Source organism: Rhizobium sp. L1K21 (assembly GCF_024055895.1).
GTDB lineage: Bacteria > Pseudomonadota > Alphaproteobacteria > Rhizobiales > Rhizobiaceae > Ensifer_A.
This window is the reverse complement of sequence record NZ_JAMXLE010000002.1, coordinates 1-23,799: the sequence shown is the minus strand read 5'-3', so window position 1 is coordinate 23,799 and position 23,799 is coordinate 1. Positions and strand designations below refer to the sequence as shown.

The following is a 23,799-nucleotide window of genomic DNA, read 5'->3' as shown; positions in this document are numbered from 1 at the left end:
AAGCCTCCGGGATTTAACGCGCAAATGAGAAATTGGCGATGTACCGGCTGCCCGATACGGCCTTGCCTGCGCCCGCCGACGTCAGCGGCACGACGATCTCATTGGGGCTATCACGCATGTCTTCCACGGCTGCATCGATATGCAGCTGATAACCGGCATCGAACAGCGTATCGGCGAGATCAAGCGTCACTTTGAGCGTTCTGCCGCTGCCGACGCTCGCCCCGGTGATACCGTTGATTTCGGCGGTGTTTCCGCCCGTTGCGCGATACCAGCCACTCAGGTGTTCATAGTAACGGGTCTTTCCGCCCGCCATCCAAAGGCTGCCCACGTAGCGGCCTTGGGCGTTTGTAACGTAATAGGCGAGATAAGCGCCGTTGCCGCCGTAACTGCGCATCTTCGTCGTCAGCGTAACCTGGGCGGCAGACGCAAGACTTGGAATGGTCAGCGCCGTGGTAACGGCCAGAACGGCCATGAAGGACTTCATGTGAGGTCTCCTTGTTGCAGTCGAGGCAGTCAGTTGGATTGAACAGCAGGCGTGCTGCCCGGATTGAAAAGTCCATTGCTTGGCGGTGTGGCAGACTGCTGCCGGATCATGTTTTTGCCACCGTCGTCATCGTCATCGTCATCATCCCCGCGATAACCATGGGAACCCCGGCGGTCGTCGTCGTCCCCACGGCCGCGGTCATCATCGCCAAACCAGTGGAACCCGACCTGGGTGATTGGGGTGGCTTGAGCATTGTCGTTGCCGATCTCGGCTGTTGGCATTGCCTGCGCAGCACTGCCCGCCAGCAAAAGGGCAAAAGCAGAAGCGGCAAGAAGTCGTGTTTGAAAGGTCATGACAGTCTCCTCTATTGACGTGGGTTTGGGTTCTGGTGGGGTAAAGTTCAGCGATGCGGATGGCCTCTGCGGATTGCGATGATCTGCAGCGTCTTCGGATCGATCTTGGCCTCAAAAGACTGGCCGGTTTCGTCCCTGCCATAGACTTCGTAGCAGCCGTCATCGATCTTGATGCGCTTCAGCCTCCAGCCTTGTGTTTCGGCGAGCGCGAGAACGGCTGAGCGCGGCTGCCATTTGCTGATGGGCACATCGCAATCATCGTCCCATGCCTGTGCGGTTGTTGCTGTTACAAAGGCGAGCAGCAGCGTGGACAAAAAGCCGGTCTTCATGCGTCGTTTCCTCAATTCCATGAGGCCACAATCGGAGACAAAACTGACTGACGCCTGACGCAATCAGCGAAATTGCTTCAGCTTCCCGTAAGGTTTCAGGTAGACTAAAAGGTGGGTGAAAAGAGGCGAAGATTATGCGGGTGCTGTTGATAGAGGACGATTCCGTATTGGGCGAGGCCATTCGCGACCAGATCGCGTCTGATGGTCACTCCGTCGACTGGGCAAACCGCCTTGATAAAGCCGATGACGCGCTGGCCGCCGCTGCTTACGACCTCATCCTGCTCGATCTGATGCTGCCCGATGGCCTGGGTATTCCGTTTCTGAAAAACCTCCGCGGCCGCGGCGAAGTCACCCCGGTGATCATCCTGACTGCCCTTGATCAGGTCTCCGACAGGATTGCCGGGCTCAATGCGGGCGCGGATGACTACATGATAAAGCCCTTCGATCTTGCCGAACTTTCCGCACGCATTGGTTCTGTGGCTAGGCGTTATGCCGGCAATCCCAATCCGCTGATTGTACACGGGCCTCTGCAAGTGGACCTCGCCGCGCGCACTATCCGGCTGAACGGCAAGCCTGTGGTGTTGACGGCGCGCGAATGGGTGCTTTTCGAGGCCTTTTTGCAGCGCCCTGAACAATTGCTGTCCAAAAGCCAGCTTGAGGAGCGGCTTTACTCATTCGAAACTGAAGTTGAAAGCAACGCCATCGAGGTGCATGTCAGTCGCCTGCGCAAGAAGCTTGGTGCACACGTCATCGAAACCGAACGCGGTCTTGGCTACCGTTTGGGCCACCCATGAAATTTGGAAATTCTCTCCAGGCCCGGCTTGCCCTGGTTGTCGGCCTGTCAGTGACCATTCTTTGGCTGCTGGCCGCAGCCGTAACTGCCCATCTCGTGGGCGAAGAAATGGAAGAGGTTTTCGACGACGGGTTGAAGGCAACGGCCCAGCGTATCCTGCCCATTGCCCGCCACGATCTGCGCGAAGGCATCAGAAGGCACAGACCGCCAAAAGACGATGATGATGAGGAGGAGCTGGAAAACAATCTCAGACGCAGCGGTGATCGCGAAGCCCGCTATGGCGAGGATGTCACCTTTCTCGTGCGCAATGCGCAAGGCGATGTGCTGCTCACGTCTGGCGATGTCGATCAGTCCATCTTTCCGCCCTATCAGAAAGACGGTTTCCTTCGCACACAAACGCATCAGCTTTACTATGAGGCCGCAGGTAGCGGCGGTCTGACAATTGCGGTGGCAGAACCCCTGGAGCAGCGCAAAGAGATCGCCTCCAAGATGCTGCTCGGTTTGCTCCTGCCTCTGATCATCGTCATCCCGGTCAGTTTCTTAGCGATCATTCTGGGTGTTCGTCTCTCGCTCAACCCCATACGCGCTTTTCGCCAGGATCTGGCAGCCAGGAGCGCACAAGACCTTTCTCCGCTTGCCGATGATCGCCTGCCGCGCGAATTGCGCCCCATTTCGCAGGCCGTGAACCAGCTTCTCGACCGCCTCAGAGCCGCCTTCAATGCAGAGCGTGCTTTCGCCGCCAATGCCGCCCATGAGCTGCGAACCCCGGTCGCCGGTGCCATCGCCCAGGCCCAGCGCATACAGACAGAGACGCAAGAAAAGCAGTCCGCTCAGCGTGCTATCGAGATCGAGGCCACGCTGAAGCGGCTGATGCGTATGTCGGAAAAGCTCATGCAGCTCGCCCGCGCCGAAGGCGGGCGTTTGAGAACCGATGAGGCTTCAGACATCTGCGTGGTGCTTCGCATGATCGCCGGCGATTTTGAAAGAGCAGGTGAGGGCAGGGTGCGGCTGCAAATGCCCGAGCATCCGGTCTACACCACCATCGACCCCGACGCTGTCGGCATCTTGTGCCGCAATCTGATCGAAAATGCTCTGAAATATGGCGCGCAGGACAAGCCGGTGGACATGGTCCTGACGTCGGAAGGCACTTTGCGGATATCCAACGCCGGCCCGCAACTGGCACCGCAGGAAATGCAAAGGCTCCTGAAACGCTTCGAACGCGGCACCGGAAAAGTCGCCGGCAACGGTCTGGGTCTGGCAATCGTGAAAGCCATTTCCGACCGCGTCGGCGCCGAGGTGACAATCGCATCACCGAGGCATGGCCACGAAGACGGCGTAGACGTGTCCGTCCACTTGCCGCTCTAGTCATCTGGACCTGAAGCCAACTTCAGGTCCAGACGACTAGCTCATCCAGTTTGGTTGGCTATTAAAATCCCTTCAAACCAGCATGTTTCCGGTCTCAAGCGATCTTGGATACCACCTTTCTGAACTGGGTTTTGGGCATCGGTCGATGTGGCTTCATCGCCGGAAATTATCTCCGCTTCGGAGCGCCGAGACGGGAATAAGGCGAGGGCAGCTTTGCGCTGATTTTTGCGGACGTTTAAGCTCGGAAACCCGGAGGCTGTAGGCAGACATTTCCGCTACCCATGTGCCGGTGAAAATGTACGCATCTTTGCGCTTGCCAGAGCGACACATTTCGGGCTTTCTAAATCGACTATTTTGGCTTGGTCTTGTGCCCTTGATAACTGGTTTTCTGTGGGCTTTCGTGGAGGGCAGAAATCGTGTTTGTTTCTTTGAGGTCGGGCGATTTCGAAGAAAGCAGGCGTGTTGAAGCATTTCAGGACGCTGTAGCCCATATTGCCAAACTGGAATTTACGCCAGACGATCTCGAGACATTTCGGTCCGAGACGACGATAACGATCCTTCCCAATCTCATTATCGGCCATGGCAGGCACTCAGCCTCAACCGCCATTCGCACCGCGCAAATGGCAGCGGACATGGAGGATAATGTGATGTTCCATATACCGCTTTCCGGTGGATATTCGATGCAGCAGGCAGGTGGGGTTCAATGGGAACTTCAGGTTGGGTCTGTCTATCTGGATCCAAACGAAATTCCCGGTGTGGTCAAATTTTCCGGCGACCAGACAGATGCTTTTTATGTTTCTATTCCACGCGCATTTTTGACCCCGGCGACTTCAGGGCTCAACGCGTTTATGCAACAAAGCTGTGCTCTCACACCGCAGTGGCGGCTCTTTCGTGATTATGCAAGAAGCCTGCACAATGAGGCTGGTCACCTCCACTCGGAAGACCTGCAACTATATGCAACGCATTTGCAGGATCTGGCTTTGGCGGCCCTCGGCGCCAATCGCGATGCCCATGAACTGGCGGCAGGCAGGGGTGTGCGCGCCGCGCGGCTGAAAACCATCAAAGCTGACATCGAACAGCGTTTGACGCAAGCGGACTTGAATGTCGAATCCGTTGCTAGACGCGAGGGGGTGAGCCCCCGCTATATTCGTGGGCTTTTTAAAAGTGAGGGGACATCCTTCAGCGACTATGTTGCCCAGCAACGGCTTCTGCTGGCGCACAAGATGCTCTGCGACCCCGCATGCAGGCATCTCAACATTTCCCAGATTGCGCTTCGCTCCGGGTTTGGCGATTTATCTTGGTTCAATGCCCGCTTCAGACGGGCCTTTTCCATGTCGCCCTCAGATGTAAGGGCAACGGTATTTCCGCGTTAAGCAGTTCCGATTACCCCGCATAATAGTTCCTCTCTCCCCAAGACAACACCTGCTTCCTTCCCATATTTTCGCCTGAAAGACGCGTTGTCGGCAGCCGCCAGCGTTGAATTCGAGGATTTTACATGTGGGATTTCAGCATCGCCCGTTCTTTAGGGCTGATGGCGCGAACCGCGCCTTACATCACTTTTCGCATAATTGTCTATTTCGGTATTGCCTGCATTTACATAGCGGCCACAGGCGCAGGTGCAGGCATCGGTTTTGGGGTCGGCCAGTTTGGCGATGAGGACTTCCTGGCCTCCAGCACGGTTTTGGGCGGTGCCGTCGGTTTTGGTATTGTTGCCGCAATACTCTATTTCCTGCGCGAATATATTCTCTATATTCTCAAGGCGGGACATATCGCGGTTCTTGTTGAATTGCTCGACAGCGGTACGTTGCCCAATGGCCAGGGGCAGATAGCGTATGGCAAAACCGTCGTGCAGGAGCGCTTTGTTCAGGCAAGCGTGCTGTTCGGGCTAGACCAGCTCATCAAGGGCGTGATCAACGCAATTACAGGTTTGCTGGAAGGTATTGCAAGCATCTTGCCCATACCCGGCCTGGAGCAACTGATCAGCTTTTTCCGTGCCTTTCTGAAAGTGGCTGTGGGCTTTGTCGATGAAGTCATTCTGGCCCATGCCATTCGCACGCGGGCGGATAATCCCTGGTCTGCGGCCGAGGAGGCTTTGGTGCTTTACGGCCAGAACTACAAAGCCATGCTGAAGAATGCTGCCGTTATTGCAGTCATCAGCTATGGGCTGGCCTTCATTGTGTTCCTGCTCATGCTCGCGCCAGCAGCGGGTCTGGCATACCTGATGCCCGGCGGATGGAGTGCGGGCGGTATCGCTTTTGCCATACTGTTTGCCTGGGCAGTCAAAGCCGCTCTCATCGAACCCTTTGCCATATGCTGCATGATGCAGGCCTTTTTCCATGTGACGGAAGGTCAGTCACCCAATCCGGAATGGCGCGCCAAACTTGCGTCCCTTTCTGCAAAATTCAGAGACATCGGCAACAAGGCGGCACATTGGGTGCCTGCCCGCACCGTAAACGCAACCTCCCAACCAGAGCCAACGGCATGAGGCACAATATGAAGAAGATTTTCGCAGCGCTGGTCTTAAGCGCGAGCATGTCCCCTGTCGTCAATGCCCAGCAGGCGGACAAGGCAACCGTTCTCATTTTGGATGCCTCCGGCTCCATGTGGGGGCAGTTGAGCGAAGGGCGAACCAAAATAGAGGTGGCGCGCGATGTACTTGGCGGGTTCTTTTCGTCGCGCGATGCGACAGTTCCGCTGGGTATTATCGCCTATGGCCACAACAGGAAGGGCGATTGCAGCGACATTGAAGTGCTGGCCCCGGTCGGGCCCACCGATACCGCCTCAATGTCGGCACGCCTTAATCAGTTGAACCCCAAAGGCAAAACGCCCTTGGGACAATCTCTGCGAATGGCGGCGGGTCTAATACCCAGGACATCAGAAGAAGCCGACATCGTGCTTGTGACAGATGGGTTGGAAACCTGCGACGTTGACCCCTGTGCGGTTGCAGATGAACTGGTGGGCGAAGGCATCAAAATTCGCGCGCATGTGGTGGGCTTCGGCCTGAAGCCGGAAGAAGCGGAAGCACTTTCCTGTGTGCCCGAAAAAACGGGTGGTTTGTTGCTGACGCCGCAATCCGGCCAGGAGCTTGCCGAAGCGCTGGTTCGCACAACCGCACCGGTGCCGCAAGTGTCCGGGCCAAGCCTCACCTTCTTCGAGGGTGATAATTTCAATGGTCAATCTTTTGCAGTGCCGGGGGACACCCCGAATTTCGACAGCATTCCCTTCGAGCCCGGGCTCGATGGTGATGCGAACGATTCTGCCTTTAGCGCGCGAGTGAAGGGCCGTTGGCTCATTTGTACCGATGCCGATTATCAGGGCAAATGCCGCGTGGTGGAAACCGACTTACCGACGCTGGGTGACTTCAACGGTTCTGTCAGTTCGGCACGTTACCTCGCAGACGAGCCGGAGCCGGTCAAACCCAAAGCAGGCATGACCAATCACGGACCTTATGCACTTGGCACAGCGTGGATTGATCTTGGTGTTTCAGCGGAAGGTTCCGAAACCGGGGGAGCGGCTCTGGCCTTGCGCCTTTACCCGCTGAAGGGTGGCGATTCCATCACCTATTCCACGGTTGAGGGAACCCTTGGCGCCAAGAGTGCCGCCATCAATCTCGACCAACCGGGCCGGTTCATTCTTCGCCTCGAAACATGGGGCGGTGAGGTTCTGGATGAAATGGAGATCGAGGCCCAGCCGGATCCTGAGGTGACCATTTCCATTCCCAAAGTCACCTATGCACCCGGTGCGCCCGTTGAAGTGTCAAGCAGAGGCAGCCAGCTTCTGGGTGACCGTATCGAAATCTGGCGCGGCGATGAGCGCATTGATTGGGGATTCACGCTTGGCGAACTGGCCGAGGGCAAGCAGATCGTCGCTCCTAACGAACCGAACGACTATGATCTGGTCTACACCGGCTACGACAGTTCGGGCGAAATTGTCGAGAAGGCGCGCGTGTATCTGCCAGTTGGTGTGGGTTTCGAAGAGTCCCCAAATTTGCAAAAAACCGAAGCTGGCGATGGTGACGGCCATGGCCCCGACGACGGGGCGGACGGCAAGCCCTGGGAAGACTACGCTTTCACATGCCTCGGCGAGCAAAATTGCGAACTGAGGGATGAAGAAACCGGACTGTTCTTTTTCCTGCCAGCAGGCTGGGTCGCCGATCAACCCTCAAACGCGCCGATGACTGCGGGGCAGGCCGCGAGCGGTGCGCCGCTTTCCAATCCATATGTGGAATTCTGGCAAGCAGGTGGTAACTTGCATCATATCATTCTCAACCCGCACCAGTGGATTGACGACAACGGTCCCTGCGTTATCACGCGCGCCGGGCAGCTCTGCCTTTGGCGCAATGACAGCGCGCCCGATGACCCCGCCGCATATAAGGCGCTTGAAACGTTGCAGACGTGGATGACGACCGGCCACGTCATCCGCCGTTGCGGTGACGAAGACTGCGACTTTTCCCATCCGAACCCGCCCATTTCCGGAAAGATGCCGGCACTCTGGTCTGTTGAGGCTGCGCGCCCGTTGCCTGATGGGCGTCTATCAACATGGTTCTTTGATCGCGACCGGGCAGGTAATTTCAAGCTGATGGGCCTGAACCAGCCGAATGGCGAAAATTGCCTTGAAATCCAGCCTGGTGACGAAATCTGCGAATTCACCCCCTACATTTCGACACGGGAGGCAGAATTGATCCGCGCCAATCTCAAAGCCAACGGCACCGCGAAGACCCTTTCGAAAACGATGACGGCGGACCAGGTGCTTGACCTCCTGGCTCCGTCACGCATTCCGGCACCTTCACTTGATTGAGAGACCTGAAACCATGTATCGCTACCTGACACTTTTTGCTCTTTCCTGCCTTGGCACAGTCATGGCTTCCACCGCTTGGGCTGCCCCTCTGGGAGAAAAGGCGATCGTCGCAGATTGCTATGGCACCGGCGTAAATTTCTATCTCTCCTCTCATCCCCGAGATCAGCTTGCTATCTCCTCTGTCGAGGTATTTGGTATCGCACCACCATCTTCTCCCGACGCGATATTCGTTGTCGACCGTAGGACAAACACCTACCGTTGGGATAGCCGCCCGCGCAGAACGATTGCGCGTGAGTGCGGAAGTGAGAACGACGAACTGGCGCTGTTTCAGGGTATCCAGCCGAAATCCGGTCTGTGGCAGGCAAAACTGGGCGAAACCAAGCTGACCGGTTGCCCCTCCATGATGCAGCAGGCTTTCCCCAAATCACCGGGTGCCTTGCCGGCAGAATGGAAGACGCCGCGCCGTGTGGTTTTCGAGGTTCCTTTCCATCCCGATCAACTCGAAATGACCCGGAGCTTTGAAGCGGGCATGAAAAGCAAAGTCGTTTGGAAGCAGGTTGCAGACGACACATGGCAGACAGAGGTTTTTCCGGAACTTTTTGGGCAACTTTCCGCTGGTGAGGGCAAAGGCAGCAAAATGACATGGCGGCTGGCGGTCAAGGATGAGGGCCGCATCGAGCACGACACGACCCTGAGCATAGTGCTTCCCGCAGAAGCCGCCGCCGCGCTTGGCGCTGGAAAAGACTGCCGCATGACCAGCCACAATATCTGGCAGCGTGTCGGGGAATAAGCGCGAAAAGAAAACAACGGTGGTCTGTTTCATTTTTGGCGGTTGCCGGCCAATCCTGCGACGTCAAAGCCTACAAAGATCGCAAGCGTATAGAGAGAATGTTCTCAAGCAGTCTCGCTGCATAGCCACGCGATACGACAAGACCTGAAAATCTTACGAGGCTTTGCTGTCATGGGCAGCCGCAAAATTTGGCTGCCGCACTCTGGCAACCGGACATAAGAAGATTCGCCTCTATTCGCTTCTTCTCAAAAAGCCTGATCGAGTTCTTCGAGCGGCTTGAGAGTATTGTCGTTTACAACATAGGATATGGCTTTTCGTTCGATTTTGCCGGTTTTATTGAAGCGAAAGATGCCCGTTGTTCCAGTGAAGCCCTTTGGCGAGGTCAGGGTTCGTGCTGACAGGGCGGATTTTCCATTTGCTCGGATGAGACCGGAGACGAGAGCTACAGCATCATAGGAAGTGGCGGCGTAATTGTTGATCGCATAACCAAATTGCGAGCCAAACCTTGCCGCGACGCCTGCGAGATTGTCTCGCTGGAAGGAGGTAACCAGTGCGCCATTTGCTTCCGGCAAAGTGTATGCGGCGCTTGGCCAGTCGCTGGCACCGATGAGTGTGATACCGGGGTTGGCCGTCTTGATTGTCTTGATGACGGCAGGTGTTGCTGCGGTATTTCCGGAAATTAGGGCCGCGTCGGCATTCTTGATCGCAGACTTTGCCTTAGCCAAACTTGATGCCGCCGCTTTAATATCAGCAGGATAGCGAAGAATTTGCACGACACTTCCGCCAGCCGAAACAATTTGTTTTTGCAGCGTTCCGACGAAGTCGGCGGGGTAGCCATCTTCAATGACAAGGACAAAAGATTTCTTGCCTGCAGCCACCGTTGCGGCAATTGCCATGCGTTCTTCGGCGGCCAGATCCACAGCCATGCCATAGATATTCGCGCCCTGAGATGAACTGGAACTTGTGAGGTTGAAGATTGGCGGGAGGGCTTTTTTTGCAGTCAGTTCAACACTAAGCGAGGCCGGCAAAAAGCTGATCAGCGCTACGGGTTTCGACGCAAGGGCTGTCTTGAACACTGTTTGTGCCTGGCTTGGTTCCAAAGGCACAGACACGACATTAAGCCGCGTATATTTGCCGCCAAGATCATTGACGGCAAGTGCTGCGCCATCACGCACAGCCCGCTCGTCCGCAGATAAATTGCCATCTGCTTCTACGGGAAGAAGCAAAGCAATTTCGTTTTCACCATTTCCAATGACTTCGCTTGTGTTCCCGGCAACGGGTGGGGCCGGAGCTTCAATCCCTTCGGCCAGTTTGCTGGCATCGGACTGGCACCCGCCAAGCAAAAACCCGCTTAGCAAGAGCATTGCAAATGCCTTGTCAAAAACAAACCTTCCAAAAACCGTCTTTTGCATGGTTACCATTCTCTCAATTTCGCGCCGTTAATTAGAGCAACCTGCTTCACTGGATCTTTTTCTCTCTTTGCTAAACTTCTCATCAATTTGGAGAAACGGCAAAATGAAGAACAATAAGAAAGCCATTGCCGCATTGATTATGGGCCTTTCCGGCCTGTTTGCATCTGAAACGGCGGTGCAAGCGGGACAACTGGCATCGCTCACCGCCCAGTACAAGGCGGCAGAAGCAGGAAACAGCGATCCCGTCAAAACGGCATCGGTTTCGCATGCGTCGAACAGGCAGATAACCGCCAAATCCGCCAACTCGCCCGGTGTTTTCGGCAGCGTCGCTTTGCCTATTGGCAAGCTTCCAGCGTTGAAAATGTTCGCGTCTGCCTGGAACGAGATTAGCGCCAACTCTGGCCGGGCTATCGTTTCGAAAGCTTCCTATCTGCCACAACCCTCGCTGCGCGATCGCATGATTGCGATCAATGCCAGCGTCAATCGTTCCATTCGCTACCAAAGCGACGCGACGCTTTATGGAGCCGCCGATCATTGGGCGACGCCCGATGAGACGCTGTCCAATGGCAAGGGCGACTGCGAGGACTTCGCCATATTGAAGATGGCGCTTCTGGCCAAAGAAGGTGTTGCTCTCTCCGATATGGCACTCGTTGTCGTATTCGACCAAGGACGTGGCCTCTATCATGCGGTTCTCGATGTTCGCGCCGGTGGCCGCCATTTTATCCTCGATAATCTGCATGAAGCCGTTTTGAGCGATCAACAGCTTCCCAACTATCTGCCGCTTTATTCTATTGTAAATGGAAGGGCGTATTTTCATGGGCAGCCAAGAAGCAATGTCAATCTGGCGGCCTACGCAAATGGCATCCAGCCTGAACAGATTCACACTGCGGAAGGTTCAGCTGGCTGAGAGGTTCCCATTTATCCGCGTTCTTCTCAACGTTCGGTCAGCGCTTCCTCACGCGCTTTGTTGATAGGTTTGAGGAGATAGCTCAGGATTGTCTTCTTGCCGGTGAGGATTTCAACGGAGGCGATCATGCCTGGTATAATGGGATAGGACTTGCTGTCGCGGTCGAGTTCGGATTTATCGGTCTTGATCTGCACGACATAAAAGGCCTCCCCACTTTCCTTGTCGACCAGACTGTCGGCCGAGACGTTGGAAACTTCGCCCTCGAGTCCTCCGAAGATCGAGAAGTCATAGGCCGAGATCTTGACGACTGCCTTCTGACCGGGGCGAACAAAAGCAACGTCACGCGGCGATATTTTCGCCTCGACCAATAGTGTATCTGCGGTTGGCACAATGCCCGCGATCATCGATCCGGGCTCGACATAGGCCCCGATTGTATTCACATCGAGTGTGTTGACTATACCATCTACAGGCGAGCGGATATCCGTGCGCCGCACCCGATCTTCTGCCCCTTCAATGGTTTCCTTGACCACGGAAAGTTCCGCCAGCGCCTGCGCCTTGTCGGCAAGAGCTTCCTGTTTCAACTCGATCAGCACTTCGTTGGCCATCAATTCCGCCTCGGCGATCGCGCTCGTAATCCGGGGCAGGCTTTTGGTGAAGACATTGAGCTGACCTTGGAGATCGGTCAACTCGCGCTCAGCGGACAGCACCTGACTTTCAGCTACGAGCTTCTTCTTCAACAGCGGCGACAGCATCTCCAATTGCCGCTCAACACCCGCAATATTGTTCTGCAGGCGGTCAATATTGGCTTTGGCCTCGGCAAGCTCATTGCGCTTTTGCAGGAGCCGGGCATTCAATACATTGGCCTTGTTCGTGTAAGCCTGACGATCAGCCTCAAAGAGGCGCGCTTCGTTGGCGCAGACCTGTTCTGCGACTGAAGCTATGTCTTCTGGGCAGACAAAATCCTTCTCGAGATTACCGGCCTCTTCCAACGACAAGCGGGCGATTTTGGCCCCAAGCGCCCGGGCTCTTGCAACCGCTTCGCCAAGTGTCGATTGCGTTGTAACATTTTCAAGTTGAACCAGGAGATCGCCGCGGCTCACGCGCTCACCCAGCCGGACCGCAATCTCCTGCACGATGCCCGCCTCGGACGTCTGCACCAATTGCGTCTTGGAAACCGGGATTACTTTGCCGCCGCCGCGGGCAATCTCGTCAATCTCAGCCCATGAAGCCCAACTGATAAACGCGGCTATAGACAATCCGATGGGCAGAACCGTCAAACGGGCAAATAGCGGCGGACGCTCGTATATCCTCATGTCCGTGGCTCTTTCACGATTGCAGCTTGCTGAGTGTCGCTTGACGTTGCTTTGGCAATGCTGCCTTGTCTGCGCTCTTGGCTGCTTCCAGGGACGCACCATTGAGCGCTTGCTTTTGCATGGCCGCAATGACCGCCTGTTTGGGACCGTCGGCAATCACCTTGCCCTTGTCGACCACAACCAGACGGTCAACGAGCTCGAGCATGGAATGACGATGCGTTGCCATGACAAGGGTTGTCTCCGGCTTGAGCGCACCCTTTAGGCAATCGATCAGATGTTTTTCGCTTGCAAGGTCCATCGCCCCCGATGGCTCATCCAGAAACAATATCTTTGGCTGGCTCAGCAAAAGACGTGCGATGGTGAGTGCCTGCTTCTGCCCTGTGGAGAGATTGCTACCACGCTCGCCCACCGGCATATCAAACCCGCGCGGATGTGCGGCCACAAACTGGTCCACCCCGGTCATGCTGCAGACCGACAAGATTTCTTCGTCCGTTGCATCTGCCCGGCCCAAAAGCAGGTTCTCCTTCACCGTACCGGAGAAAAGATCAGACGATTGACCGGCAATGGAAACGGCGCGTCTCACCTCCGCGACATGATATTGGCGGATATCCACACCGTCGATCAGAAGCCGCCCCTCTGCAGGTGCATAAAGGCCTCCCAACAAACGTCCAACTGTTGTCTTTCCAGAACCGATCCGCCCGATAATCCCCACTTTCTCGCCCGGTTTAACGGAAAGGGTAAACCCAACGAGAACAGGTTGATCAGAGCCCGGATAAACAAAAGAAACACTGTCGAAAGCAAAGCCGCCTTCCTTGACCTCGCGATTGACAAAACCGGTGGTCGATGGTCGATCTTCTTCCAATTTCATGATGCCGGAAATCGTCCTTAGCGACATCAGCGCCTGACGGAAGCGGGCAATCGTCATGGTGATCTGGCCCATCGGGCCGCCTGCCTGACCCGCCAGCATGACTGTTGCGATAATCGCCCCCATCGGCATATCGCCCTCTTCAAATCTGTAAGTACCGGCAACGACGATGGCGACACGCGATATCTGCTGGATGAAGCCGGACACATGGGACGCGTTCGCCGAGGTCTGCTTGATTTTTTCCGAGGTGCGGCTGGCATTGAGCGAAAGCTCACGCCAGCGCTTGAGCATCGTGGCCTCGGCCCGCAAGCTCTTCAACGTTTCCAGCGTCGATATTGTCTCAACCAAAAGCGCCTGACGCCTCGCGGACTCGTTCGCCGCTGCCACAACGCGCCGTCCAATGCGCGCTTGCGCATAAATGCCAACGGCAATAGAGGCCATCAGCGCGACAGTTGGGATGACCACAAGCCAACCCGCAATCAAGAAGATCACGCCCAGAAAGACAAACACAAAGACACTGTCGATCATCACGCTGATCGTGTTGGAGGTGAAGAACTCGCGTACAAACTCATATTGCGTTATGCGGCTGGCATATTCGCCCGTCGACATTGGACGGCTTGCAAGTGTCGTGTTCAAGACCTTGTCGAAAAGACGTTCGGAAAGACGCAAATCCGCCTGACGGCCCGCATGGTCGATCAGTTCGGCTCGCGCCGTCTTCAAAGTGAGATCGAAGAGATAGGCAAGGCCAATACCCAAAGCCAGAACCCAGAGCGTCGGGATAGCCCTGTTTGGCAACACTCGGTCATAGACATTCATCGTAAAAAGCGGTGACCCAAGTGCAATCAGGTTGATCAGCAAAGCCGTTGCAGCAACGCTCATGTAGGACCGCCAGAAGGGGGCAAGCGTGATACGCAACCAGTTGCGCCGCTCAATAATGGGCGCATCGCCAACGCTCGGAGTTTCTTTTTGGTTGCTGTAATGGCTTTCGAACGAATACCCGCCAACAGGTGCAAGCGCCTTGAGATCATCGATTGAGAGCATTCGGTGCGCCGGGGTCACATAACGCCCCATAACATCTGCCCAAAGAAGTGGTAAAACCGAACCGTCGCCCAGGCGTATAATGGCCGGACATTCAAAATCGCCACCTCGGCAGGAACGCGCCGAAATCGGAGCGACATCGAGACCAATCCGCTCCGCGAGACGCTCAACATCGTCCACGTCTTCGCCTGTCAGGGCATCATCGGGAAAGCCGGAAAACAAAACCGTCTCAGACGAGGGCCGCTCGAACCAGATCGCAATCTCGCGAAAGGCCGAACGAAAGTCAGAGCCCGATTTGTCCACTTGCGCGTCTGTTTCCGGCTTTTCATCGGTCTGCTCATTCACCCCGCTCATCGCAGCCAACTCGCCTATTTATCTCTCAAAGGGGCGAGCAGATCAAAAGGCATATTCGCCTTCTGATGTGCGCTAAGCTTCTTGTAGCCGGGATCATCGAGGCTCTTGACCCCAAACTCTTCACGCGCATAAGCACCGGCTTGGGCAACCTGTTTGCCACCCATCGTGTCGCTCAGTTTGCCCATCGCAGCCAGTAGCTTGTATTCGGCAAAAATCGCTGCAACCTTCGAAATGCGCGCCTGGACTGCTGTATTAAACCGCGCGTTCTGGGCATCCAGAACTTCTAATAGTGAGCGGTTGCCCACCCGGAATTGTTCCCTGTAGGATGAGACAAGCTGATCATTTGCATTCGACTGGCGCGAAAGCGTAGCGCTCAAGGCCCCATTGTTCTTGCGTTCGGACCAGGCGGAACGAACCGCTTCTTCAATCGCCCGGTAAGTATCATCAAGCGCCATACGGCTTTCGCCCGAGCGACGAACATATTCCTGTTCTCTGGCAATATCCTTGCCACCGTTGAACAGGTTCCAGCGCGCAACAAGTCCCACCTGATAGGAGTTCGTTCGGCCCGCAGTACCACTTGTGTCGTTTCCGAGCGTAGCCACACCCTCCAGATCAACCTTTGGCAAATATTCCGAACGCGTTCCGCGCACAGCCGCGTCCGCAGCGTCGATATCGGCCCGACCCGCCTTGACTGCCGGTGAATTAGCCCGCGCAATCTGTAACGCATCTTCAACGTTTTGTGGCAGAGATTTGGAGATAGATCCCGGCGTTTTCACCGTGCCAATCGGTTCGCCCACAACCCGTATGAAGCGTGCATCCGCATCTTCCAGCGCCTGAACGGCTTCGACTACACGCGCGTTTGCCGCTTCCAGCCGTTCACGCCCCTGCAAACGATCGGCATCCGTCAGCGCGCCACCGGCAATCGACTGCTCGATGTCGCCAAGCATCTTCTGGTGAAACGCCTTGTTCTCCTGCGCGACACGCACGATCTCGGCCTGTAGAACATATTCCAGATAATATTGCACCGCCTGCAAGGCCAGGTTCTCAGACCGCTCAGCAACCCGGAAAGAAGCGCCATCCACACGCGCCGCCTGACGGTCGACCTCCGCCCGTCTGGCTCCACCGTCAAATAGACGTTGTGTGATCGTCAGCGAGGTATAGGACGGCGTCAGGTTCGTATAGTTGCCGCCCGTTGATGGGCTCAACAGACGCCTTTTGCCATAGCCTGCTTCCAAATCGACGCTTGGCAAGTAGGCACCGCGTGCCTGACGAAGCTCAAACTCAGTCGCCTCGCGGTTCTCGCCCGCCGCCAAAACCTGCGGATTGCTGGAAAGCGTCTTTTGAACGGCCTCCGCCAAACTCATCGCCGACGCGGGCGACAGTCCCAAACTCAAAGCAAGCCCCGTGCAGCCAAGCAGCCCCGATCTTCTCGTCTTCATAATGTTACTCTTCTGTCCCAAGTCATTTTGAAAGCTGGCTAGCCAAACAGCCCGGCTCCTTACACATCGCGCAAACCCCAAAAGCCGGGCGCACATCTATAGCCGCCACTCACGCAACCTCATGCCGCACTCACATCCGTTGTATGATTGCTATCGTCGTAGATCAGGCGAACTGCACCGGTGTAATCCGTCAGCGTCGCCACATCGTGCCCGTCAACGCTCACCACCGTATCGGAACCTTCACTCCTCACGCTCAGATTGGCCGCAGCCTCCGAACCACTCGCCTCATGCCCCAAAACACTCGCCAGCAAAGCCGAAACATCGACCTTGTCGCCATCGCCTGTCAGGTCATAGTCCGTGATCACATCCGCAAGCGACACGTTCGACAACGCATCCGTGTCCAGGACAAACGTATCGGCGCCATTACCGCCGGTCATGATGTTCATGCCTGAAGCGGTTTCCAGAACGTTTGCCAGCGCATTCCCGGTGATTGTGGTTGGAGTAACGGCGGCATCCGTCACGCCACTGGCGCTAAGCGTCACCGTGGCCGTCGATGTGCCCCCATGGCCGTCAGAAATCGTATAGGTGAAAGTATCGGTCAGCGTTTCGCCATTGTTGAGCGCATTAAGCGTCACCGATCCGGTCGGATCATAGGAAATCGTCCCGTCACTGTTCAAAGTTACCGTTGCGCCGTGTTCGCTGGTTGCAGAGACGGCAGTCACTGTCAGCACATCGCTATCACCATCCGTGTCGTTTGAAAGCAGGAGCGCCGTGTCAATCGTGTGAATTGAGTCTTCCGCAAAACTTGCCCCTGCCGGATTGCCGTCGGCATCAAATATCTGCGCCTTGATGCCATAGCCGGACGTATCATCCACGCCTTGCCAGCTTTGCCAGGTGATGACAAAGCCGCCATTGGAAAGCGCTGTTACGCTAGGATAATATTGATTGCTCGTTGTCTCGCTGTTTACGAGGAATTCATCGCCAACCGCGTTGCCGCTGGCGTCATAGATCTGCGCCTTGATGCCATACCCGGACGTATCATCCACCCCATCTTTGCTCTGCCATGTGATGACAAAGCCACCATTGGAAAGTGCCGTGATGGAGGGGACGCTTTGATTCTCATTTGTCTCGCTGTTGACGAGGAATTCGCTGCCGACCGTATTGCCATCGGCATCATACATCTGCGCCTTGATGTCAGAACTTGCTATGTCCATCGTAGCAACACTATTCCATGTGATGACAAAGCCGCCGTCGGAAAGCGCTGTGATGGTGGGATGGATCTGACTGCCCTTTGTTACGCTGTTGACGAGGAATTCGCTGCCGACGGCATCACCATTGGCATCAAATATCTGCGCCTCGATTCCAGTGCTAGATGTATCGGTGGTGTCATAGCTCTGCCATGTGATGACAAAGCCCCCGTTGGAGAGCGCCGTGATTGTGGGTTCAGACTGCTCGCTGGATGTCCGGGTGTTGACAAGGAATTCACTGCCGACAGCATCACCATTGGCATCATAAATCTGAGCCTTGATGCCGCCGGAGGATTTATCTTCAATCAAATCGGTGCTCTCCCACGTGATGACAAATCCGCCATCGGAGAGCGCTGTGATCGTGGGCTTGTATTGATAACTATATGTCACGCTGTTGACGAGGAATTCACTGCCGACAGCATCTCCATTGGCGTCAAATATCTGCGCCTTAATGCTGGTAGCCGACGTGTCGTCGACGCCATCGGCGCTCTGCCATGTGATGACAAAGCCACCATCGGCGAGTGCCGTGATGCTGGGAACGTTTTGATCGCCACTTGTCTTGCTGTTGACAAGGAACTCTTCGCCGACGGCGTTGCCGTTGGCGTCATAAATCTGCGCCTTGATGCCGGTAGCCGACGTGTCGTCGACGCCATCGGCGCTCTGCCATGTGATGACAAAGCCGCCATTGGCAAGGGTAACGATGGCGGGACGATTCTGTGTGCCACTTGTTTCGGTATTGACCAGAAACTCCCCTGTATGGAGGAGCGCCGATAGGTCATCGTCGCTTGCTACCGGAATGGTATTGTCCGTCGCGCCGTTAACCACCAGCGTCGCCGTGTTGGCGACTGTTGTGGTGCCATCGCTGACCCCATAGCTGATGGTCAGCTTGCGGCTTTCGCCATCGTCCAGAGAATCATAGAGCGACGGATCAATGGAAATTCTGCCATCGCCGTTGTCGATGAAGGCAACGCTTGCGCCGAGATCGTCGGTAACGACGATATTGACGACTGCCAGGGTATCGTTGACATCAACATCACTTTGACCGGCCAGAAGATCGATCACCTTCACAGCATCGTCTTCGCTCACCGCACCAGCGTCGATAGCGACGACAACCGGCGCGTCATTGACGCCTGCAACCGTCAAGGTCACCGTTGCACTGGACGTGCCGCCATTGCCGTCAGAGATTGTATACGTGAATGTGTCGGTTAGAGTTTCGCCTTCGCCCAGTGCCTGGATGGTTGCTGCAAGGGTCGGGTCATAGGAAATCGTGCCGTCGCTGTTCAGCGTCACGGTCGCCCCATTCGCGCTGGTGGCGGAAACTGCTGTGACCGTCAGCGAGTCGCCATCAGCATCTGTGTCATTTGCAAGAAGCGTGGATGTCCAGATCGTGTGGACAACATTTTCCGAGGAATTAGCGCTCGCTTCACTGCCATCAGCGTCAAACAGCCGGACTTTGATGCCGGTGCTCGATGTATCATCCACTCCATCCGCGCTCGTCCATGTGATGGCAAAGCCGCCATCGGACAGGGCTGTGACAGTCGGATTCGTCTGATCGCCCGATGTTTCAATGTTGACGAGGAATTCATCGCCAACCGCGTTGCCGCTGGCGTCATAGATCTGCGCCTTGATACCATAGCCGGATGTATCATCTACCCCGTCTCTACTCTGCCACGTGATGATAAAGCCACCATTGGAAAGCGCCGTAATAGACGGAAAGCTTTGATCGCCATCAGTCTCGCTGTTGACGAGGAATTCACTGCCGATAGCATCTCCATTGGCATCATAAATTTGCGCCTTGATGCTAGTGCCAGATTTATCGTCAACACCGTCAGAGCTATGCCATGTTATGACAAAACCGCCATCGGAGAGCGCGGTGACTTTGGATGTGGACTGATCGCCGCTTGTCTCGCTGTTGACGAGGAACTCACTGCCGACAGTATCTCCATTGGCATCATAAATCTGTGCCTTGATACCAGTGCCAGATGTATCGTCAACACCGTCAGAACTATACCATGTTATGACAAAGCCGCCATCCGAAAGCGCCGTGATGCTGGGCTTGCCTTGATCAAGATATGTATTGCTGTTGACGAGGAACTCACTGCCGACAGTATTCCCATTGGCATCATAAATCTGCGCCTTGACACTTCTATGTGACTGATCATCCACAGCATCCGAGCTCCGCCATGTGATGACAAAACCGCCATCGGAAAGCGCTGCGATAGTGGGCGTGTATTGAACGTCATACGTCCTTGTATTGACAAGAAATTCACTACCCACAGGATCGCCGTTGGCATCATAAATCTGAGCTTTGATTCCATATTGGAACCAATCGCCAGCGCTGTTTGAAATATCGTGAGCGCCATCGTTGCTTGACCATGTGATGACAAAGCCGCCATCGGCGAGCGCCGTGATACTGGGAGTGATTTGATAGTCACGTGTCTTTGTATTGACCAGGAACTCTTCGCCGACGGCGTTGCCGTTGGCGTCATACATCTGCGCCTTGATGCTGGTGCCAGATGTATCATCGACGCCATCGGCGCTCTGCCAGGTGACGACAAAGCCGCCATTGGCAAGGGAAACAATGGCGGGCTGATTCTGAGCGCCATTTGTTTCGGTATTGGCCAGAAACTCCCCTGTTTGCAGGAGCGTCGAGAGGTCATCACTGGCTGCTACCGGAATGGTATTGTCCGTTGCTCCGTTAACCACCAGCGTCGCCGTGTTGACGACTGTTGTGGTGCCATCGCTGACCCCGTAGCTGATGGTCAACGTGCGGCTTTCGCCATCGTCCAGCGCGTCATAGAGCGACGGATCAATGGAAATTGTGCCGTCGCCGTTGTCGGTGAAGGCAACGCTTGCGCCCAGATCGTCGGTGACCGTTATATTGACGACCGAAAGCACGTCACCCGTATCGACATCGGTTTGACCGGCGAGAAGATCGAGCGTTTGAACCGCATCGTCTTCGCTGACTGTTCCCAAGTCTATGGCTTGAACAACCGGCGCGTCGTTGACGGCGTTGACCGTTACGGCAATCGTCACCGTATCTGTGCCGCCATTGCCGTCGTCAATGAGAACATCGAACGTATCAGACCCGTTGAAGTCGGCATCCGGCGTATAGGTGTAGCCACTGCCTGACAGGGTGACCGTTCCATGGGACGGATTGGACGAGACGCTATAGGTCAGGCTGTCGCCATCCACATCGCTTGCGACCACCGTGCCGGTGATCGCCGTATCCTCATCGCCCGAGGCAGAACCGTCCGTCCCGACAGGGGCATCGTTGACGGCATTGATCGTTATGCGGCTGGTTTCCGTGACGGTTGTCGTGTCGGTCACGCTTCCGCTCGAAAGCAGGGCCGTATCGCTGACGGTAATGACCGTCGTCAGCGAAAACGTGCCGCTGTAATTGGCCGGCGGTGTCATCGTGATCGCGCCACTGGTCAGAATGCTCGCGACGTCGCCGGCATCGTCAATCACCCAGGTCGCGCCATCCGCATGTCCCAGCGCGAAGGTCGCGCCGGCCGGAAAACCGGACAGAACCAGGCCGGTTACGGTTTCGGAGGAATCTTTCAGCGTGACGCCGATCTCGATCGGGTAGTCCGTATCCTCGGTGCCGCCGGCTCCACTGAAGATCCGCGCGAAGACATCATAATCGCCATCGTGAGTCCCATGCCATGTCACCACAAAACCACCATTGGACAGCGCTGTGACCGAAGGTTCCAAGTCGAGCTGATTGTTGTCCGCCAGATAGTCGCTGACATTGATCTCCTCGGAGACCGGGGCACCGGACTGATCGAAAGCCCTGGCGAAGATGTCGTAGTCCCCGTCATGATAGCCCCACCATGTCACGATGAAGCCGCCATTCGGCAAGGCCGCCACGGACGAGGCGGAGTCGGCGTAAACACTGTCGCTGACGTTGATTTCGTCGGAAACCGCATTGCCCGACGCATCCAGGATCCGTGCATAGACCTCGCGGCTGCCATCCGTGCTGTGCCACGTCACGACAAGGCCGCCATTCGAAAGCGCGGTTATCGCGGGGTCGAAATCATTCCTGTTCGTGTCGGAGATATACTCACTGACATTGATCTCACCGGAAATCGCATTGCCCGAGGCATCGAAGGTCCTGATGAAAATGTCGTTGTCGTTGTCGTTGTTCTGGATGCCCCTCCACGCTACGACGAAACCTCCATCCGACAGGGGCGTCACGCTCGCGTTGGCGTCGTAGGCCGTGCTGCCGATGTCGATTTCGCCGGAGACCGCATTCCCCGTGGCGTCAAACAATTTCGCGCGAAGATCCTGACTGCCACCACTGCGAACCCATGTCACGACAAAGCCGCCGCTCGACAGAGCTGTTAGGGAGGAAGCGGAATCGTCGACATTGTTATCCCCCGCAGTGTCGCTGATATTGATCTCACCAGAGACCGCCCGACCGTCGGCATCATAGATTCGGGCATAGACGTCGCTATCGCCGTCGCGGGCCGCGTACCAACTGATAACGAAACCACCGTCGGCCAGCGCAGTCACCGATGGTAAACTGTCGTCCGCAAAATTGGCCGATGTCGTGTTGCTGACACGGATCTCACCCGAAACCGGCTGACCGCTGGCATCGAAAATCCTTGCAAAGATATCGAAACCACTGCCAAACTTACCGCTCCAGGTGACAACAAAGTCGCCATTGGAGAGTTGGCTGACCGCCGGGTTCAGGTCGCCAAGATTATCGTCCGCCGCATAGTCACTGACATTGATCAGCGGGGCAACGGCCTCGAAGCTCCCCACCACGTTCAACGTGCCGCCATCGGCGACCGGTGCCACGTCAATCGTGACCGTGACCGGATTGCCGTTTGCGGTGCCATCATTGGCGCGGTAGGTGAAGCTGTCGATCCCGCTGAAATTCGCGGCAGGCGTATAGGTGAACGAGCCATCGGTATTCAACACAAGGGTACCATGGCTGACGTTGGAGACGAGGATCGACGAAAGCGCGTCCCCGTCGATGTCACTGTCATTGGCAAGCACGCCCGAGCCTGCCGGAATGACAAGCGTCCTGTCCTCAAGCGTCAAATAGGTGTCGGTTGTGGATACGGGCGCGGTGTTGTCGGTTGCGCCGGTGACAATCAAGGTCGCGGTATTGGCGACGCTGGCGGTGCCGTCCGTTACATCATAGGCGACGGTAAGCCTGCGGCTTTCACCGTCATTAAGGGCATCATATTGCGCCGGATCGATTGAAATCGTGCCGTCACCATTGTTCGTGAAGGCAACGCTTACGCCCAAATCGTCAGTGACCGTTATATTGGCCACTGACAGCACGTCGCCCGCATCGACATCGCTCTGGCCAGCGAGAAGATTTATTGTCTGCAGCGCATCGTCTTCGGTGACTGTTTCCACGCTAATGGCTTGCGCCACCGGGGCATCGTTGACGGCATCCACCGTCACGGCAATCGTCAGCGTATCGGTGCCGCCATGGCCGTCATCGACCAGAACATCGAACGTATCGGCACCGTTGAAGTTTGCATCCGGCGTATAGGTATAACCATTGCCCGAAAGCGTGACCGTGCCATGGGCCGGATTGGACGACACGGTGTAGGTCAGGCTGTCGCCATCGACATCGGAAGCAACAACCGTTCCGGTGATGACCGTATCTTCATCGCCGGACGCTGACCCATCGGTGCCGACGGGGGCATCATTGACGGCATCCACCGTGACGGCAATCGTCACCGTATCGGTGCCGCCATGGCCGTCATCGACCAGAACATCGAACGTATCGGAGCCATTGAAGTTTGCATCCGGCGTATAGGTATAACCATTGCCCGAAAGCGTGACCGTGCCATGGGCCGGGGCAGATGAGACCGTGTAGGTCAGGCTGTCGCCATCGACATCGGAGGCAACAACCGTTCCGGTGATGAGCGTGTCTTCATCGCCGGACGCTGAGCCATCGGTGCCAATGGGGGCATCGTTGACGGCATCCACCGTCACGGCAATCGTCACCGTATCGGTGCCGCCATGGCCGTCGTCCACCAGAACATCAAACGTATCGGCGCCGTTGAAGTTTGCATTCGGCGTATAGGTATAGCCATTGCCCGAAAGCGTGACCGTGCCATGGGCCGGGGCAGATGAGACAGTGTAGGTCAGGCTGTCGCCATCGACATCGGACGCGACAACCGTTCCGGTAATGAGCGTATCTTCATCGCCCGACGCTGCCCCATCGGTGCCAATGGGGGCATCATTGACGGCATCCACCGTCACGGCAATCGTCACCGTATCGGTGCCGCCATGGCCGTCATCGACCAGAACATCGAACGTATCGGCGCCGTTGAAGTTTGCA

At 56.1% G+C, this 23,799-nt stretch carries 15 protein-coding genes; 7 read left to right on the top strand and 8 right to left on the bottom strand.

The window, feature by feature from the left end:
- Nucleotides 1-13: 13 nt before the first annotated feature.
- From NHF56_RS12570 to NHF56_RS12560, 3 genes are read right to left on the bottom strand one after another with little or no spacing between them, the layout of a single operon-like run.
- Nucleotides 14-484 (bottom strand): DUF2271 domain-containing protein, encoded by a 471-nt coding sequence (locus NHF56_RS12570; protein ID WP_252805052.1) that lies wholly within the window; start codon nucleotides 482-484, stop codon nucleotides 14-16.
- A 29-nt stretch (nucleotides 485-513) separates the two neighbouring features.
- Nucleotides 514-837: a hypothetical protein gene (locus tag NHF56_RS12565; protein WP_252805050.1), complete on the bottom strand. Its 324-nt coding sequence runs from the start codon at nucleotides 835-837 to the stop codon at nucleotides 514-516.
- 47 nt (nucleotides 838-884) lie between these two features.
- Nucleotides 885-1,166 (bottom strand): PepSY domain-containing protein, encoded by a 282-nt coding sequence (locus NHF56_RS12560; RefSeq protein ID WP_252805048.1) that lies wholly within the window; start codon nucleotides 1,164-1,166, stop codon nucleotides 885-887.
- A 134-nt stretch (nucleotides 1,167-1,300) separates the two neighbouring features.
- On the opposite strand from NHF56_RS12560, the gene NHF56_RS12555 reads away from it, so the two are divergent.
- The 6 genes from NHF56_RS12555 (at nucleotide 1,301) to NHF56_RS12530 (ending at nucleotide 8,911) form a co-directional block, all read left to right on the top strand.
- Nucleotides 1,301-1,960 (top strand): response regulator transcription factor, encoded by a 660-nt coding sequence (locus NHF56_RS12555; RefSeq protein ID WP_252805046.1) that lies wholly within the window; start codon nucleotides 1,301-1,303, stop codon nucleotides 1,958-1,960.
- Nucleotides 1,957-3,324 (top strand): ATP-binding protein, encoded by a 1,368-nt coding sequence (locus tag NHF56_RS12550; protein WP_252805043.1) that lies wholly within the window; start codon nucleotides 1,957-1,959, stop codon nucleotides 3,322-3,324. Before NHF56_RS12555 ends, NHF56_RS12550 begins: the two co-directional genes overlap by 4 nt.
- A gap of 416 nt (nucleotides 3,325-3,740) precedes the next feature.
- Nucleotides 3,741-4,697 (top strand): helix-turn-helix domain-containing protein, encoded by a 957-nt coding sequence (locus NHF56_RS20835; protein ID WP_252805041.1) that lies wholly within the window; start codon nucleotides 3,741-3,743, stop codon nucleotides 4,695-4,697.
- A 122-nt stretch (nucleotides 4,698-4,819) separates the two neighbouring features.
- Nucleotides 4,820-5,809 carry a hypothetical protein gene (locus tag NHF56_RS12540; protein WP_252805039.1) on the top strand — a complete coding sequence of 330 codons (990 nt, stop codon included), beginning with the start codon at nucleotides 4,820-4,822 and terminating at the stop codon, nucleotides 5,807-5,809.
- An 8-nt stretch (nucleotides 5,810-5,817) separates the two neighbouring features.
- Nucleotides 5,818-8,121, top strand: coding sequence for a VWA domain-containing protein (locus NHF56_RS12535; RefSeq protein WP_252805037.1), 2,304 nt, complete (start codon nucleotides 5,818-5,820; stop codon nucleotides 8,119-8,121).
- Between the two features lie 13 nt (nucleotides 8,122-8,134).
- Nucleotides 8,135-8,911 carry a hypothetical protein gene (locus tag NHF56_RS12530; RefSeq protein WP_252805035.1) on the top strand — a complete coding sequence of 259 codons (777 nt, stop codon included), beginning with the start codon at nucleotides 8,135-8,137 and terminating at the stop codon, nucleotides 8,909-8,911.
- Between the two features lie 245 nt (nucleotides 8,912-9,156).
- Here the strand turns inward: NHF56_RS12530 and NHF56_RS12525 are convergent, their stop codons facing one another.
- The gene (locus NHF56_RS12525) at nucleotides 9,157-10,323 is read right to left on the bottom strand and encodes an ABC transporter substrate-binding protein (RefSeq protein WP_252805033.1); all 1,167 of its coding nucleotides are present in this window, start codon (nucleotides 10,321-10,323) and stop codon (nucleotides 9,157-9,159) included.
- 103 nt (nucleotides 10,324-10,426) lie between these two features.
- Here NHF56_RS12525 and NHF56_RS12520 point away from each other — a divergent pair, with 103 nt between their 5' ends.
- Nucleotides 10,427-11,230: a transglutaminase-like cysteine peptidase gene (locus NHF56_RS12520; RefSeq protein WP_252805031.1), complete on the top strand. Its 804-nt coding sequence runs from the start codon at nucleotides 10,427-10,429 to the stop codon at nucleotides 11,228-11,230.
- 26 nt (nucleotides 11,231-11,256) lie between these two features.
- Here NHF56_RS12520 and NHF56_RS12515 read toward each other — a convergent pair whose 3' ends face one another.
- The 4 genes from NHF56_RS12515 to NHF56_RS12500 all read right to left on the bottom strand — a co-directional run.
- Nucleotides 11,257-12,543 carry an HlyD family type I secretion periplasmic adaptor subunit gene (locus tag NHF56_RS12515; protein ID WP_252805029.1) on the bottom strand — a complete coding sequence of 429 codons (1,287 nt, stop codon included), beginning with the start codon at nucleotides 12,541-12,543 and terminating at the stop codon, nucleotides 11,257-11,259.
- 13 nt (nucleotides 12,544-12,556) lie between these two features.
- The gene (locus NHF56_RS12510; RefSeq protein ID WP_252805027.1) at nucleotides 12,557-14,800 is read right to left on the bottom strand and encodes a type I secretion system permease/ATPase; all 2,244 of its coding nucleotides are present in this window, start codon (nucleotides 14,798-14,800) and stop codon (nucleotides 12,557-12,559) included.
- A 14-nt stretch (nucleotides 14,801-14,814) separates the two neighbouring features.
- Nucleotides 14,815-16,239 carry a TolC family outer membrane protein gene (locus NHF56_RS12505; RefSeq protein ID WP_252805025.1) on the bottom strand — a complete coding sequence of 475 codons (1,425 nt, stop codon included), beginning with the start codon at nucleotides 16,237-16,239 and terminating at the stop codon, nucleotides 14,815-14,817.
- Nucleotides 16,240-16,358: 119 nt separating this feature from the next.
- Nucleotides 16,359-23,799, bottom strand: a 7,441-nt coding sequence (locus NHF56_RS12500; protein ID WP_252805023.1) for a tandem-95 repeat protein, incomplete at its 5' end; no start/stop codon positions are given.

Bases quoted from the DNA above. Each gene is read 5' to 3' on its own strand.
- NHF56_RS12510 (WP_252805027.1), bottom strand. From the start codon at position 14,800: ATGAGCGGGGTGAATGAGCAGACCGATGAAAAGCCGGAAACAGACGCG.
- NHF56_RS12525 (WP_252805033.1), bottom strand. From the start codon at position 10,323: ATGCAAAAGACGGTTTTTGGAAGGTTTGTTTTTGACAAGGCATTTGCA.
- NHF56_RS12555 (WP_252805046.1), top strand. From the start codon at position 1,301: ATGCGGGTGCTGTTGATAGAGGACGATTCCGTATTGGGCGAGGCCATT.
- NHF56_RS12570 (WP_252805052.1), bottom strand. From the start codon at position 484: ATGAAGTCCTTCATGGCCGTTCTGGCCGTTACCACGGCGCTGACCATT.
- NHF56_RS12520 (WP_252805031.1), top strand. From the start codon at position 10,427: ATGAAGAACAATAAGAAAGCCATTGCCGCATTGATTATGGGCCTTTCC.
- NHF56_RS12535 (WP_252805037.1), top strand. From the start codon at position 5,818: ATGAAGAAGATTTTCGCAGCGCTGGTCTTAAGCGCGAGCATGTCCCCT.
- NHF56_RS12565 (WP_252805050.1), bottom strand. From the start codon at position 837: ATGACCTTTCAAACACGACTTCTTGCCGCTTCTGCTTTTGCCCTTTTG.
- NHF56_RS12515 (WP_252805029.1), bottom strand. From the start codon at position 12,543: ATGAGGATATACGAGCGTCCGCCGCTATTTGCCCGTTTGACGGTTCTG.
- NHF56_RS12505 (WP_252805025.1), bottom strand. From the start codon at position 16,239: ATGAAGACGAGAAGATCGGGGCTGCTTGGCTGCACGGGGCTTGCTTTG.
- NHF56_RS12530 (WP_252805035.1), top strand. From the start codon at position 8,135: ATGTATCGCTACCTGACACTTTTTGCTCTTTCCTGCCTTGGCACAGTC.
- NHF56_RS12540 (WP_252805039.1), top strand. From the start codon at position 4,820: ATGTGGGATTTCAGCATCGCCCGTTCTTTAGGGCTGATGGCGCGAACC.
- NHF56_RS12550 (WP_252805043.1), top strand. From the start codon at position 1,957: ATGAAATTTGGAAATTCTCTCCAGGCCCGGCTTGCCCTGGTTGTCGGC.
- NHF56_RS12560 (WP_252805048.1), bottom strand. From the start codon at position 1,166: ATGAAGACCGGCTTTTTGTCCACGCTGCTGCTCGCCTTTGTAACAGCA.